The sequence below is a fragment of the Streptomyces sp. UNOB3_S3 genome (genome assembly GCF_020740895.1).
In the GTDB taxonomy this organism is placed as follows: domain Bacteria; phylum Actinomycetota; class Actinomycetes; order Streptomycetales; family Streptomycetaceae; genus Streptomyces.
Genome location: NZ_JAILXP010000032.1, coordinates 17,517 through 30,723, shown reverse-complemented (window position 1 = coordinate 30,723; position 13,207 = coordinate 17,517). Strand labels below are relative to the sequence as shown.

The following is a 13,207-nucleotide window of genomic DNA, read 5'->3' as shown; positions in this document are numbered from 1 at the left end:
AAGCCGGACTTCCCGCCCTCCAGGGTCACGACGCCGATCTTCGACCCGTCGCCCAGGGTCTCGGCGTTGGTGAAGGCGGCCTCGGGCCCGGTGGGCAGCAGCGTCCGGGAGTCCGCCGGCTTGCCGCTCACCGCGCGGCCGACCCCGCCGTAACTGACGGGCTCGCCCTTGTCGGTGAACGGCGGGACCTCGAAAAAGCTCATCGCCGGCCACGCGGCCGTCCCGAGCGCGGCGACCGAGGACACCACGACGAGGCGGCGCCGGGCGCGGGTCGCACGGGTTTCGGCGAATCGATTCGTCATCTCAGGGCTCCGGATGGGGCTGACTGATCCAGAGAAGAACCGCCGCTAGCAGCCTAATGCGTTGCGGCCGCCACTCACCGTGACAGCGCGGCCGATCGGGTGACCGCGCGGCCCGGCAGCGTCACCGCCCTTCGTCCGCGACGGCGGTGACGTCCATGGCGTAGGCCGGGGTGGAGCCGGTGGGCCGCAGCCGGACGCGCGCGGTGGGCGGTATCGCCTGGGCGGCGACGGAGACGTCGAGAGGCCGGTACCCGTGCCCGTCGGCCGGCTCCAGCCGACCGGCAGCGTTCCGTCGGGCTCCAGTCCGTGCCGGGGCACGGTGGGTTCCGTGGACTCGTGCGGCGGGACGCCGAGCCGGGCGGCGGCCTTCTTCACGGACCTGACCAGGACCCTGGGGCGCCACAAGATCGTTCATGCCGGTGATCCTGCCAAAGGGCACCACATCGACGCCGGTACGACGGCGGCGACGGACGGAGCCTATGGCGTGCTCGGCACGAAGGGCCCCGCCGTCTTGATGGTGCGGTGGATGGGGGCCGTGCTGGTGCCCAGGATGCCGGGCAGAGCGGCGACGGGACCGGTGAGGTAGCGGTAGAAGGACCCGGCGTCGTGCGTGGTGATGCTGGCGAAGATGTTCGTCGGGCCCGTCGTGGCGGCCGCGAAGGCCACTTCCGGGTGGGAGGCGAGCGCCTCTCCCGCCGCGTCGAGGTGCGAGGGCTCCACGCTCAGCCACAGCGAGGCGCGGAAGTTCCGCTCCAGGACCCGCGGGGCGTACTCCACGTCGAAGTAGAGCACCCCGGCCGACCGCAGCTCCGCCAGCCGCCGGCGGACCGTCGTCTGCGACCAGCCGGTCGCCGCGGCGAGCTCGCCGATGCCCGCCCGGCCGTCCCGCGCCAGCGCGTCGAACAGCCGGCGGTCCGCCTCCTCCAGGGGACAGGCGGCCGGGGCCGGGTCGGCGACCGGGAACTCCGGCGCGTCCGGTGCGTCCTGCGCCTTCAGGGCGATGACCTGCTCGTCCGTCAACGGCCCCGTCTTGGTGATCAGGCTGCGGTCCTGGCCGAAGAAGACGTGCAGCAGGCAGTGCGCGGAGACGTCCACGACCCGGGGCGTGCCCGGCAGCTTCTCCAGCAGCGTGTCGCCGTGCGGCCCCCGCGACCGCACGAGACAGAAGATCTCCGTGCCGCCTCCCGCGACATGGACCCAGGTGGTGTCCCTGCGCCGGGCCAGCGCCTCGCCGATCTGGGCGGCGGCGCTCGGCGCGCAGCGGATCCGTACGAACCAGGGGACCTCGCCGAGCCGCAGCGGATCGGTGAGCCCGAGGACGCGCAGGGTCCCGGCGGACCGCAGCCGGGAGTAGCGGCGGGCGACGGTCTGGTCGGACACCCCGAGGACCTCGGCGATCCGGCGGAACGGCGCCCGCCCGTCGATCTGGAGCGCGTGGGCGAGCATCCGGTCCTGGGCGTCGAGTGCCGGAAGGGCACCACGCTCGATGTCGAGATTCACCATATGAGTCTACGAGGTGTCGGATTTCGCGCGGGAACACGCTCCGGCTGGGATACTCGGGCGGCTCGCATCCATCCTGGGCGGACGACGCGACCACGGTGCACCGGCACGTGGCCGAACGAAACGGAGTTCCCTCGATGCGCAAGTGGTGGCCCTTGGTGGCGGTATGCCTGGGCGCCTTCATCCTTCTGGTGGACGTCACCATCGTCAATGTGGCGCTGCCACAGATGGCGGAGGCCCTGGACGCCCCCTTCTCGTCCCTCCAATGGGTCGTCGACGCCTACGCGCTGTCCCTGGCCGCGCTGCTCCTCGCCGCGGGCTCGATCGCCGACCTCCACGGGCACCGCAAGCTCTACGTGTCCGGTCTCGCCCTCTTCGCCCTGGCCTCCCTGGCCTGCGGCCTCGCCCCGAACGCGGGAGTGCTGGTGGCCGCGCGGGCGGTGCAGGGCGCGGGCGGCGCCGCGATGTTCGCCACCTCGGCGGCCCTGCTCGGCGCCACGTACCAAGGCCGTGACCGCGGCACCGCGTTCGGCATCTGGGGAGCCGTCAACGGCGCCGCCGCGGCGACGGGCCCCATCCTGGGCGGACTGCTCACCGAGCACATCGGATGGCAGGCGATCTTCCTGGTCAACCTGCCCGTCGCCGCCGTCGCCGTCCTGCTGACCCTGCGCGTCATCCGACCTGACCGGACCGCGCGGCCCCAGGCCCGTACCGGCCGCGTGGACGTCCCCGGCGCCGTGACCTTCACCCTCGCCGCGGCGGCCGTGACCTACGGCCTGATCCGCAGCACCGAGGCGGGCTGGACCTCGGCGACGGTGCTGGCCTCGTTCGCCGTGGCGGCGGCCTCCCTGATCGCGTTCGTCCTCGTGGAGACCCGGCTGGGCCGCCGGGGCGGTCAGCCCATGCTCGACCTCGCGCTGCTGCGCCGCCCGTCCTTCGCCGGGCTCATGGGCGGCGCGCTGCTGCTCCAGGGCGGTGCGTTCGGCTGCCTGGTGCTCGTCTCGCTGTGGCTGCAGTCGGTACTCGGGCTCGGCCCCGTCGAGGGCGGCCTGGCCCTGACCCCCATGGCCGTGGTCTCCTTCCTCGTCGCGGCGATCGCCGGCCGCCACATCCAGCGGCTCGCGCCCCGGCTGCCGATCGGCGTCGGCCTGCTCCTGATCGCCGCGGGCATGTACCTGCTGTACGACGCCATGTCCGCCGGCGCCACCGCGTCCTCCCTCGTCACCGGCCTCGCCGTGGGCGGCGCGGGCGTCGGTCTGGCCACCCCCGTCCTGGTCTCCGCCGCCACCGGCAGCGTGCCGCCCCAGCGGATGGGCATGGCGGCCGGCGCGGTCAACACCTTCCGGCAGCTGGGCATGACCCTGGCCATCGCGGTCCTGGGCGCCGTGTTCACCCACACCGCCCAGCAGCGGCTCTCGGGCCTGGTCCCGGACGCGCACGGCGCCGCGTCCGCCCTGGCCGGCGGCCAGGCGCAACGCCTCGTCGCCGCCGCGCCGCACGGCAGCCAGGCGGAGGCGCGGGAACTGGTCCACCGGGTCTTCGCCGACGGTATGCAGGACGTCTTCCTCTGCGCGGCGGCGGCAGCGGTCGTGGGCGGCCTCCTCGTCCTGGCCCTCGTCCGGCCCGCGCCGACGCACCCCGCCCCGGACACACCGGGAACGGCGGGCCCCGCCAAGGAACCGGCCTCCACCGAGGAGCCGGCGACCGCCACCAGCCGGCCGTGATCCACAGGCGCACGCACTGAGCCTGCGACCGAGATCCGCCGGGGGCAGCACTGACCTGAAGGCATTGCTGCCCCTCGTGGCCGGGTTCCGTGCCGTCGAGGGTTACGAGTTCCACGACAGGCGTTCGACTCCCGGACGGTCTACGTAGACTGGCCGCCATGGCATGCCGCATCAGTGAGCTGGTCATGGACGCCGCCGACGCCGAGCGGCTCGCCGCGTTCTGGAGCGAGGTCCTCGGCTACGTCGAACTCGGCCGGGAGGACGACGGAAGCATCGAGATCGGGCCGCCCGGCGCCGGCTTCGGCGGCCCGCAGCCCACCCTCGTCATCAGCCCCAGCAGCGACCCGCGGACCGGGAAACTCCGGCTGCACATCGACGTCAACGCCACCGACCGCGACCAGGACGCCGAGCTGGAGCGGCTGCTCGCCCTCGGCGCCAGGCCCGTCGACGTCGGTCAGACCGGCACCGAGAGCTGGCACGTCCTGGCCGACCCGGAAGGCAACGAATTCTGCCTCCTGCACACCCGGCTCAAGCCCCTCTGACCACAAGGGGCGTGCCCTGCCTCAGCCGTCGAGCAACCGCCACGCGGTGAGGGCGATCCGGGCCCGTACGAGCCCGGTGGGCTCGGTCAGCTCGATCCCCAGGGTCCTGCCGATCTGTTCGAGCCGGCGGGAGACGCTGCTGTGGTGCAGATGGAGCAGGTCGGCGGCGCGGCGCAAGGAGCCGGTGGCGCAGTAGGCGTCCAGGGTCTCCAGATCGTCCGGGCCGTCGGCCAGGCGGGCGATCGCGGCCACGTCGGCGTTGTCCCGCACGGCCTCCTCGGGCACCTCCGCGAGCAGCGCCAACGCTCCCAGAGCGGCGTAGTGGACGACCGGTTGGCGCACGGTGGTGAAACGGAGGGCCGTGCGGGCCTCCCGCCAGGACCGGTCGGCGCTCTCGGCGGCCCCGATGCCCGCGCGCACGCCCGCCGGAAACCGGGCCGGGTCCACGGTGGTGGCCAGGATGACGCCCACGTCGGCGAGCGCCGCCGCCTTCACCGGCCGGCCCGGGCAGACCAGGCCGCCGACCCGGTCGAGCGGAACCCGCGATCGTACGGCGACGACGCGGACCGGCAGGCCGGCGGCGAACCCCAGCAGCCGTAACGCCCGGGCCCTGGTGGCCTCGTCGCTGTCGTTGCCGATGGCCAGTTCGACGAGGGCGGGATCGGCCATGGTGGTGCGGGCCGGGCCGTACCGCTCGACGACCGACGCCACGGCGATGGCGAGCCGGTCCAGCAGCAGTTCGTCGAGCGGCTCGGGCGGGCCCGGGCGCTCCAGCCACACCGCGCCGATCTCCTCCTCGTCGAGCGTGACGGGCACCGTGGTGGACGCGGGCGGCGGCGGGGCGGACGCCTCCCCGCCGTCGGGCGAGAAACGGATCACCCGCGCCGTGCCGTCGAGCCGGATCCCGGCCACGGAGCCGGCCAGTCCCGCCGAGGACCGGGCGAGCGCCGGGAGATCCACCCGCCGGCGCATCAGCGTGTCGTAGAACATGACGACGCGCATCGCGCCTTCCGCCTGAGCGTCCAATTGCGACAGCCGTAGGACCAGTGCCTCCATGCCGGGAAGGATAAGCGCCGATCGGTGCGCGATCCGATGCGCATGCCCGACGGACGGCGGACGCCACCGGGGGGTGGCGACCGCGAGGATGACTGACATGGATCCCGAACTCGAAGCATTCGTCCCGCTGTTCCCCAAGTCCGATCTGAACGACCCGGTCGCGTCGCGCGAGAAGTTCGCCGAACTGGCCGCCGCGGCACCGGCACCGGACACCACCGGCATGGAGATCGAGGACCGCACGGTGGCCGCCGACCCGGACGTGCCCGTGCGGATCTACCGCCCGCACCAGGCGCGGGGCGCCCTCATCTGGCTGCACGGCGGCGGATTCGTCATGGGCGACCTGGACACGGAGCACCCCTGGGCCGCCCGGGTCGCCCAGGCCTCCGGCGCGGTGGTGATCTCGGTGGGCTACCGCCTGGCCCCCGAGCACCCGTTCCCGGCCGCCCTGGACGACGCCTACGCCGTGCTGACCTGGACGGCCGGGCACGCGGCCGAACTCGGCGTCGACCCCGGCCGGATCGCGGTCGGAGGCCACAGCGCCGGCGGAGCACTCGCCACCGCGCTGGCGCTGCGGTCCCGGGACCGGCAAGGACCGCCGATCCGGTTCCAGCTGCTCAACCAGCCCGGGCTCGACGACCGGCAGGAGACGTGGTCGGCCCGCAACTTCACCGACACCCCCTGGATGAACCGCGACAAGATCGCCGCGACCTGGCGCCACTACCTCGGCCCCACCTCCGCCTCGGTCTCCCCGTACGCCGCCCCGGCACGCGCCGACGAACTGTCCGGCCTGCCGCCCGCCCACATCGCCACGGCGGAGTTCTGCCCGAACCGCGACGAGGGCATCGGCTACGCGCTGCGCCTGCTTCAGGCGGGCGTACCGGTCGAACTGCACCAGTGGGCAGGTACGTTCCACGGATCGCAGGCGATCCTGTCCGCCGAGGTGTCCCGGCGACAGATCGCCGAACTCGGCGCCGCCCTGCGCCGCGCCCTGGCCGGGTAGCGGGCAGGGGGCTAGCGAGCCGGCCGGCCGGCCGCGCACACGGGCGCCTGGGCCCGGCCGGCCGGCGAGCCCGATTGTCAGTGGGGCGGCCGCGTTCCCGGCGCGGCCGCAGCAGGCTTCCCGTCTACCAGGGCACGACCCGCCCCTCGTAATCAAGGAAGTGGAGGCCGGGCTTCCCCCGGTGGCGCTCGATCGTCTCCGCCACTCCCGGAACGCTCTCCTCCACGCTGAGATCGGCGTCGGGTCCGCCGAGTTCGGTGCGGACCCAGCCCGGGTCCATGAGCAGCAGCGTTCGCGTGTCATCGGCGTGACGGGCGGCGTAGCTGCGCATCAGCTGGTTCAGCGCGGACTTGCTGGCCCGGTACAGGTCCTGCCCGCCTTCGGTGTTCAGAGTGACGCTGCCCTGATCGGAGGACATGACCCCGATGGTCCCCGTCGGCGCGACCAGCGGGCCGAGCCACTCCACGACACGCATCGGGCCGAGCGCGTTGGTGACCATGACTTCGGTGAACATGTCCGTCGGAACGTCGCCGATCGGGATATCGCCGCGTGTGATGGCGGCGTTGACGAAGAGCAGGTCGAGAGTCCTCCGTGCCAGCCGGTCGCGCAGTGCCGAGATCTGCTCCGGCTCGGTCATCTCCAGCGATTCGATGGTCAGCCGCCCTCCGGATGCCTCCGCCAGGTCGTGGAGGCCGGTGCGCCGGCTGCCGCGGACCGTGCCGATGACGTCCCAGTCGCGACGGAGGAACTCGGCGGCGAGCCCGAGGCCCAGGGCACGTGACGCCCCGATGATGACGGCTGTCTTGCGGGTGTCGTTCATGGTCATACCTCTCAGGGGCAGGACGTCGGTACGCGCCGGAGTGACCGCGGCGATCAGGCTGTAAGTCTCCGAGTGGTCCGGCCGGGCGTCCAATACCCTTCGGACCGCATTGATACCGTCACGGCATGGACCTGGATCTGCGAAAGCTCCGCTACTTCGTCGCGGTGGCCGAGCACCGGCACTTCGGCCGGGCGGCACAGGCGCTGTTCATCGCACAGCCGGTCCTCAGCCGGCAGATCCGCGCGTTCGAGCAGGAGCTGGGATGCGCGCTGTTCACGCGGTCCACGCGCAGCGTCGAGCTGACCCCCGGGGGGAAACAGCTGTATGACGAGGCGTCAAGGATCACCACGGTGGTGGACGTGGCGCTGCGGCGCGTGCGCGAGGCCCAGCGCGGCGAGCAGCGGCTCGTCGTCGGCTTCTCGCCCGGCCTCCATGTGTCGGAAGCGATACGGGCGTTCACGGCGAGCCATCCGGAGGTCGAGATCGATGTCTTTCCGCTGCGCTGGTGGGAACGGGACGCTCCGCTCCGCGACGGCCGCGCGCACGTGGGATACCTCCGGCGCCCCTTCGACGAATCGGGGCTGCGCACCGTCCCCATCGGTCATGAGACCAAGGTCGCGTGCCTGCCCGTGACCCATCCGCTGGCCGGTCGCCACGCCCTCACGTCGGCCGATCTCGACGGTGAGCCGATCCTCGACGGCAGGACACGACGGACATCCTCACTGGAGGAGAAGTTCGAGCTCATCGCCTCCGGCCAGGGCATCGCGCTCGTCCCCGTCAGCATCGCGGGCTCGTACTCCCGCCCCGACCTCGTCTATCTGACGGTCACCGATGCCCTGCCCGTCGAGACGTGCCTGGCGGTGCCGGAGAGCAACCGCACGGGCCCCGTGGCGGACTTCCTGGACATCGCCACCGCCACGCTGCGCCGCCCCTCCGGCGATCCGGAGGGGGAGGGGAGCGGGAGCACGACTACAGATCCTGGCCCGCGCCGGACTGTGCGATGACGCGCCGGAGCCAGCGGAAACGAGCGTCGCGGGCGTCCTGGCTGAGAGCCGCCCGTGGCGCGAACGTGTCGAAGCCATGGCAGGCTCCGGGCCATACGTGCAGCTCGGCCCGGCCGCCGGCCCGCCAGATCGCATCGGCGTAGGCCACGGCCTCGTCCCGGAACGTCTCGGCCGACCCGACCTCGACATAGGCCGGAGGAAGGCCGGACAGGTCCGTGGCGCGAGCGGGTGCCGCGTAGGGCGGCAGGTCCGCGGCACCGTACCGGTCGCCCAGCAGCGCCTGCCACGCGGTCGCGTTGGAGGTCCGGTCCCAGATGTCGACGCCGGCCATCTGGCGACTGGAGAAGGTGTTGTCGCGGTCGTCGAGCATCGGGCACAGGAGCAGCTGCCCGATCGAGGCGGGCCCGCCTCGATCACGGGCGAGCAGGGCGAGCGCCGCGGCGAGTCCGCCGCCGGCACTCTTCCCTCCGATGACGATACGGTTCGCGTCGAGCCCCAGTTCGGCCGCGTGCTCAGCCACCCGGACGAATCCGGCGTAACAGTCCTCCACCGGCCCGGGGTACCGCGTCTGCGGTGCCAGCCGGTACTCGACGGAGACGACGGCCAACCCCAGTGTGAGGCCCCACTCGCGAAGCAGCCGTGGAAGCACGGACCACGCGTTGCCGGTGATCATTCCGCCGCCGTGCATGTAGTACAGCAGCGGCAGCGGCCCGGTGAGCCCGGTCGGCCGTGCGCTCACGAGCGTGACGTCCGGCCCGCCCGGCGCCCCCGGCACACGCAGCTCCTCGACCTCGAAGCGGCCGTCGGCCTGGAGGTCCCGAACCGTCGGTCTCGGCCGGACAGCGGCATCCCGTTCCTGCCGGGCCGCGAGGTTCTCCGGGGTGATCGGCTCCCTCACGGCGTCCCCCAAACCGGCGAGCACCACGCTCAGTTCGGGGTCGAGAGGGGGCGCGTCCCAAGCCGCCGGGAGAGGGCCGGCCTCGGACGGCACGTCGGCGGCACTCACGACAGCCCTCGATGGGCGCCGCGACCGAAACAACCGGCTGGCGCGCCCGTGCGCGCAGGACGTATCCGTGCGAGAACCATGCGGCGTAGTCAATCACCTCCCGGACGGGAGGCCACGACTCCCTCCGGAACGCGCCGCAGTCACCGGCCGGGCTCGCCCGCTCAACCGTCCAGCCAGCGAACCTCGTACGGCGCCAGAGTCAGGTCCCGTCCATCCACCCTGGCTGTGACCTGCCGTCGCTCGGTATTGACGACGAGCACGACGCCCTCGTGGGCGAGGGCCTGGACCCGGGCACCGGCATCGGCCGAGACGGCGACCCGGCGGAAGGAAGTCCCCGGCGGGAACTCGTGGGCGAACCGGCCCAGCAGCCGCGCCATGGGCAACCCCTTGCCCCCTCCGTCCAGGTGGGTGCTCCGCCACAGACAACCCGGACAGTCGTCGTCGGCCCTCTGCGGGTTCCAGTAGAGGGCGGTGGCGGCCCCGCCCACGGCGAACCGCATCATCGCGACGGCCTGCACGGCGGTGCGGTGCTGCTCACTCCAGCCGTCCCGGCCACCCGGCCCGTCGTCCTCGGCGGGCGGCTCCACGTACCACTCGGCCCACCACACCGGAAGCCCGGTGACCTTCCGCAACCAACGGGTGACGTCGGTGAACTTCTCGGTGGCGGCGAACTCGTCAGGGAGCGTGCGGTGCCCTTCACGGGTGTAACTCGCCCCGTCCACGACGACGAAGTCCGCTCCCACCTTGTGCTCGTTCCAGTAGCGGACGACGTCGACGGAACGCCGGTCGAGCGCGCCCCACACGCCACGCACCTCCGGTGAGCCGTCCTCGTCACCGGGCGGCTCGTGGTCGACCACCACATAAGGGCCGCCGACGAGGCAGTCGGGGTTCTGCCGCTTCAGCTCGGCGTGGACGAGGTTGTACAGCTCGGTGTACCCCTCGTAGTCCCAGCGGCGCTTGTCCTCGTCGTAGAAGCCCTTCAGCTCGTTCCACACGAGGAAGTGCCGGATGTCCGGGTACCGCCGCGCGACCACGCCCGCGAGCCGCGCGAAGTCGGCGTAGTGCCCGGGATCGGGAGCCGCCTCCAGCCGTGACCAGTCGGTACGCCCCTTCCGCCCGCCCTTCATCCAGTCGGGAGCGCCGCACAGAGTGAGGAGAGGAGTCGCACCGGTGGCCCGCATCAGCGCGACACGCTGGTCGAGCGCCTCGAAGTCGTAGCGCCCGGGCGCGGGTTCGGGGTTCTCCGCGCCCCAGCCCATGAGGTGCTGGTTCTGCGGCATGGGCTGTGCGGAGAGCAGGGCGCCGGCCCGCCGCGTGGCGTCCGGTACGCCGTGATCCGCGCTGTACTGGGTGTGCGTGAAGCCCAGGCCCAGATGGAGCCCGGCTTGATCGCCTCTCGTGCCGTCTGCCCGCCCCGGCCCACTCTCGCGCGCGCCGAAAAGCGAACCGAGCCCCAACCGCCCCAAGCCGGACAGCGCCGACTTCCACACCTCATCGTTTGGCCCCACGACGACCAGAGTATTCGTGATCGTCCGGATTTCCCACGGGTGCGGGGCAGGAGTACGGCGGGCGGCCGCCCTGACCCCGGAGAACCCAACTCACCGAGGTCCGGCTGCCGGAGCAAGGGCCTGGCCACCCCGGGGGCTCAACCATCGCCTGATGGGCCGGGAGGCGTCTGGGATCATGATCGAATGTCTTCCGAACTTCTTCATACCGTCCCGTCCATCGCCTTGAACAGGGAAAACGGCGTTCTCGTGGTCTCCGGGCCCGCCATCCCCCGGGTGAGGATCGCCCGCGACTGGCGAGCCGGTCGTAACAAGGACGTGCCGATCGGGACCCGCGTCGCCAAGGAGCTCACGATCAGTGTCGACGATGCCGCGGTGGTACTGCTCCCGGGCCGGCCCGGTCTCATCCGGCGTTCCCACGCGGTGACCGTCCAGTGCGGGGAGGTGACCTATGAGTATGTTCCGGACTCGTACCGGCGGAGCCGGCTGGTCAGGGACGGCCGGCGCGTCGGCCGGTTCCGGACCCGGATCACCGGGCGCGCGAAAGCCGAGTGGGAGCCGCAGGCGGACGTCCGGCCGCTCGACGTGGCCATCGGGTACGCGCTCGCGGTCGCCTTCGGCACGGGCGCCCGCCCGGCGTGGCTGGACGCGATCGACAGCACCGCCGACTTCGTATCACCCCTGTGAGGGGGACGGCCCAGCGGAACGCGGCAAAGGCATCGCTGTCCGCTACGGTGTGCTCGTCCAGCAGAGACCGTCCTGGAGAACCCTGTTGACGACACCCCCCGCTTCACCCCTTGCCGACCCACCGGAAGAGCCGGTACGGCACCGGCCGGGCGAGCACGTCATCGAACTGCTGCGCCGTGCCCACACCCGAGGCGCCGACCAGCCCCTGGACCTCGGCGGGCGGCCCGCACTCCTGATCACCGAACCGGCCACCGTACGCCACGTCCTGGCCCGCCACCCCGACAGTTACGTCAAGCGCTCCCACCGTGCCCGCGTTCTGCTCGGCGACGGCCTGATCGCGGTAACCGGCGAACAGTGGCGCACCCAACGGCGCGTGATGCAGCCCCACTTCACCGCCCGCAACATCCGCGTCTTCGAACCGGCGATGCGACGCTGCGCCGGACGGGTCGCCCGCCGATGGGCCCGCAGCGCCGAAACCGGGCAGCCCCGCGATCTCGTGGCGGACATGCGTCACTTCGCTCTCGACGTCATCTGGTCCTCGATGACCGGCCTCCCCCTGGAGGAGGCCGACCATCACGATCTGCTGGCGGCCGGGAGAATCGTCGACGCGCTTCCCGCCTTCGCCCCCGACGCGCCCCCCGGCCAGGCCGACCTGGCAGCGGATCTGGCCCGTGTGGACGACGCCGCAGCGCGGGCCATCGCCGCCGCCCGCTCCCACACCGGCCCGAGTCTCCTGCACCCGCTGCTCGATGCCGCCGACCAGCTGCCCGATCCGCCCGAACGCCTGGTGCGCGACGAACTGGTCACCCTCCTCGTCGCCGGGTACGAGACCACCGCCGCCACCCTGGCCTGGGCATTCCTCCTCCTGGACAAACACCCCGACGAACACCGGCGCGTCCTGGAAGCCGGCCCCGACGGGTCACCCGAGCGCCGCGCCGCGATCAGGGCCGTACTCGACGAGACCCTCCGCCTCTACCCCACCGCGTGGCTCCTGCCCCGGTACGCCACCGAACCCGACACCCTCGCCGGACACCCGGTCGACGCCGGCACCACCCTCCTGCTCTGCCCCTACCTCACCCACCGCGACCCCGCCGTCTGGCCCGAGCCCGACGGTTTCCGGCCCGGCCGCTTCACCTCGCCCAACCCCCGCCCGACGCCCGGCACCTATTACCCGTTCGGCGTGGGCCCGCGTGCCTGTATCGGTGTGCACTTCAGCCTGCACGAGATGACGATCCTCCTCGAACATCTCCTGCCGTCCTTCACCCCCGCCCTCCACCACCCCCTGCCCGCACCGGCCTTCGGTATCACCGTCCACCCCGACGGCCCTCTCCACGCCCACCTGCACGCCACGCCCACTCACGGCTGACCTGGCACGACCGAAGCACGGATCATGACACTGTGAACGAAATCCCCGATTTCGGCGGGGCTGAGCCCGCGAACGTGCTCGAGGTGGCGCCGACGGCCCGTACGGCGGTGGCATGGTTGCCACCGCAGGAGCTCTGGCCGGTGATTCAGGACATCCGCTGGGAACATGATCCTCAGGTCCGGCGGTGGCCGCCGCATGTGAACCTGCTGTTCGGGTTCGTGCCCGAGGAGGAGTTCGAGCGGGCTGTGCCGTTGCTGTCGGCCGGCGCGGCGGAAAGCGCGGCGTTCACGGCGCGGCTGGCGGGTGTGCGGTACTTCCGGCACCGGTCCTACGCGACGGTATGGCTCGACCCGGCTGCGGAGGACCCGGCAGCGTGGGCCCGTCTCCACCGGGCGCTGGGGGCGCGATTCCCGCTGTGTCGTGGTCGTGGTGCCCGCTTCACCCCGCATCTGTCACTCGGCCGCACCCGGGATCCGCGGCGACTGGCCGACGAGTGCGCTGTCCGGCTCGGCTCGCTGTCGGCGGTGGTGGAGGAGGTGGTCCTGCTCTCGCGGCGGGGTGAGGAGCCCATGCGGCCGAGGGCGGTGATCAGGCTGGGCACGGGCGAGGTCCGCCCGCCACAGAGGCACTGAAAGTGTCCGCTGTCCGACGGCTCAACAAACCAGGAGACCCACGGCGGGTTTGCCAGGACAATG

General features: G+C 72.4%; 13 protein-coding genes and 1 pseudogene. 7 read left to right on the top strand and 7 right to left on the bottom strand.

Translation table 11 applies throughout. The features are described 5' to 3' along the window. The 3 genes and pseudogenes from K6I33_RS05955 to K6I33_RS05945 form a co-directional block, all read right to left on the bottom strand. Positions 1-302, bottom strand: a pseudogene (locus tag K6I33_RS05955) (hypothetical protein); the annotation flags it as partial. A 121-nt stretch (positions 303-423) separates the two neighbouring features. Next, entirely contained in the window at positions 424-717 is a 294-nt protein-coding gene (locus K6I33_RS05950; protein ID WP_229348621.1) for a hypothetical protein, read from the bottom strand. A 62-nt stretch (positions 718-779) separates the two neighbouring features. Further along, positions 780-1,802, bottom strand: a complete 1,023-nt coding sequence (locus K6I33_RS05945) for an Lrp/AsnC family transcriptional regulator (protein ID WP_308297064.1) — start codon at positions 1,800-1,802, stop codon at positions 780-782. Positions 1,803-1,939: 137 nt separating this feature from the next. Between K6I33_RS05945 and K6I33_RS05940 the strand changes: the two genes are divergently transcribed. Beyond that, positions 1,940-3,526 carry an MFS transporter gene (locus tag K6I33_RS05940; RefSeq protein WP_229348620.1) on the top strand — a complete coding sequence of 529 codons (1,587 nt, stop codon included), beginning with the start codon at positions 1,940-1,942 and terminating at the stop codon, positions 3,524-3,526. A gap of 158 nt (positions 3,527-3,684) precedes the next feature. Further along, positions 3,685-4,068, top strand: a complete 384-nt coding sequence (locus tag K6I33_RS05935) for a VOC family protein (protein ID WP_229348619.1) — start codon at positions 3,685-3,687, stop codon at positions 4,066-4,068. A 21-nt stretch (positions 4,069-4,089) separates the two neighbouring features. Here the strand turns inward: K6I33_RS05935 and K6I33_RS05930 are convergent, their stop codons facing one another. Next, entirely contained in the window at positions 4,090-5,124 is a 1,035-nt protein-coding gene (locus tag K6I33_RS05930; RefSeq protein WP_229348618.1) for a helix-turn-helix domain-containing protein, read from the bottom strand. Between the two features lie 97 nt (positions 5,125-5,221). Here K6I33_RS05930 and K6I33_RS05925 point away from each other — a divergent pair, with 97 nt between their 5' ends. Then, entirely contained in the window at positions 5,222-6,124 is a 903-nt protein-coding gene (locus K6I33_RS05925) for an alpha/beta hydrolase (RefSeq protein WP_229348617.1), read from the top strand. Positions 6,125-6,248: 124 nt separating this feature from the next. On the opposite strand, the gene K6I33_RS05920 is transcribed toward K6I33_RS05925, so the two are convergent. Continuing rightward, positions 6,249-6,944 carry an SDR family oxidoreductase gene (locus tag K6I33_RS05920; RefSeq protein ID WP_229348616.1) on the bottom strand — a complete coding sequence of 232 codons (696 nt, stop codon included), beginning with the start codon at positions 6,942-6,944 and terminating at the stop codon, positions 6,249-6,251. A gap of 125 nt (positions 6,945-7,069) precedes the next feature. Between K6I33_RS05920 and K6I33_RS05915 the strand changes: the two genes are divergently transcribed. Further along, on the top strand, positions 7,070-7,948 hold the full coding sequence (locus tag K6I33_RS05915) for a LysR family transcriptional regulator (protein ID WP_229348615.1): 879 nt from the start codon (positions 7,070-7,072) through the stop codon (positions 7,946-7,948). Here the strand turns inward: K6I33_RS05915 and K6I33_RS05910 are convergent. Together K6I33_RS05910 and K6I33_RS05905 are read right to left on the bottom strand one after the other, a co-directional pair. Then, a complete protein-coding gene (locus K6I33_RS05910) occupies positions 7,914-8,954 on the bottom strand; it encodes an alpha/beta hydrolase (protein WP_229348614.1) in 1,041 nt (346 codons plus the stop codon). The two genes, K6I33_RS05915 and K6I33_RS05910, sit on opposite strands and share 35 nt — an antisense overlap. A 161-nt stretch (positions 8,955-9,115) precedes the next feature. Next, complete coding sequence (locus K6I33_RS05905) at positions 9,116-10,462, bottom strand: xylan 1,4-beta-xylosidase (RefSeq protein ID WP_229348613.1); 1,347 nt, start codon at positions 10,460-10,462, stop codon at positions 9,116-9,118. Between the two features lie 222 nt (positions 10,463-10,684). On the opposite strand from K6I33_RS05905, the gene K6I33_RS05900 reads away from it, so the two are divergent. From K6I33_RS05900 to K6I33_RS05890, 3 genes are all read left to right on the top strand, one after another. Further along, positions 10,685-11,146 carry a hypothetical protein gene (locus K6I33_RS05900; protein ID WP_229348612.1) on the top strand — a complete coding sequence of 154 codons (462 nt, stop codon included), beginning with the start codon at positions 10,685-10,687 and terminating at the stop codon, positions 11,144-11,146. Positions 11,147-11,231: 85 nt separating this feature from the next. Further along, complete coding sequence (locus tag K6I33_RS05895; RefSeq protein WP_229348611.1) at positions 11,232-12,512, top strand: cytochrome P450; 1,281 nt, start codon at positions 11,232-11,234, stop codon at positions 12,510-12,512. A 32-nt stretch (positions 12,513-12,544) separates the two neighbouring features. Then, positions 12,545-13,144 (top strand): 2'-5' RNA ligase family protein, encoded by a 600-nt coding sequence (locus K6I33_RS05890; protein WP_229348610.1) that lies wholly within the window; start codon positions 12,545-12,547, stop codon positions 13,142-13,144. Positions 13,145-13,207 lie beyond the last annotated feature (63 nt).

What these genes read in the sequence shown, in the direction of transcription:
- K6I33_RS05950 (WP_229348621.1), bottom strand. Translation starts at nt 717, where the DNA reads ATGAACGATCTTGTGGCGCCCCAGGGTCCTGGTCAGGTCCGTGAAGAA.
- K6I33_RS05940 (WP_229348620.1), top strand. Translation starts at nt 1,940, where the DNA reads ATGCGCAAGTGGTGGCCCTTGGTGGCGGTATGCCTGGGCGCCTTCATC.
- K6I33_RS05935 (WP_229348619.1), top strand. Translation starts at nt 3,685, where the DNA reads ATGGCATGCCGCATCAGTGAGCTGGTCATGGACGCCGCCGACGCCGAG.
- K6I33_RS05930 (WP_229348618.1), bottom strand. Translation starts at nt 5,124, where the DNA reads ATGGAGGCACTGGTCCTACGGCTGTCGCAATTGGACGCTCAGGCGGAA.
- K6I33_RS05925 (WP_229348617.1), top strand. Translation starts at nt 5,222, where the DNA reads ATGGATCCCGAACTCGAAGCATTCGTCCCGCTGTTCCCCAAGTCCGAT.
- K6I33_RS05920 (WP_229348616.1), bottom strand. Translation starts at nt 6,944, where the DNA reads ATGAACGACACCCGCAAGACAGCCGTCATCATCGGGGCGTCACGTGCC.
- K6I33_RS05915 (WP_229348615.1), top strand. Translation starts at nt 7,070, where the DNA reads ATGGACCTGGATCTGCGAAAGCTCCGCTACTTCGTCGCGGTGGCCGAG.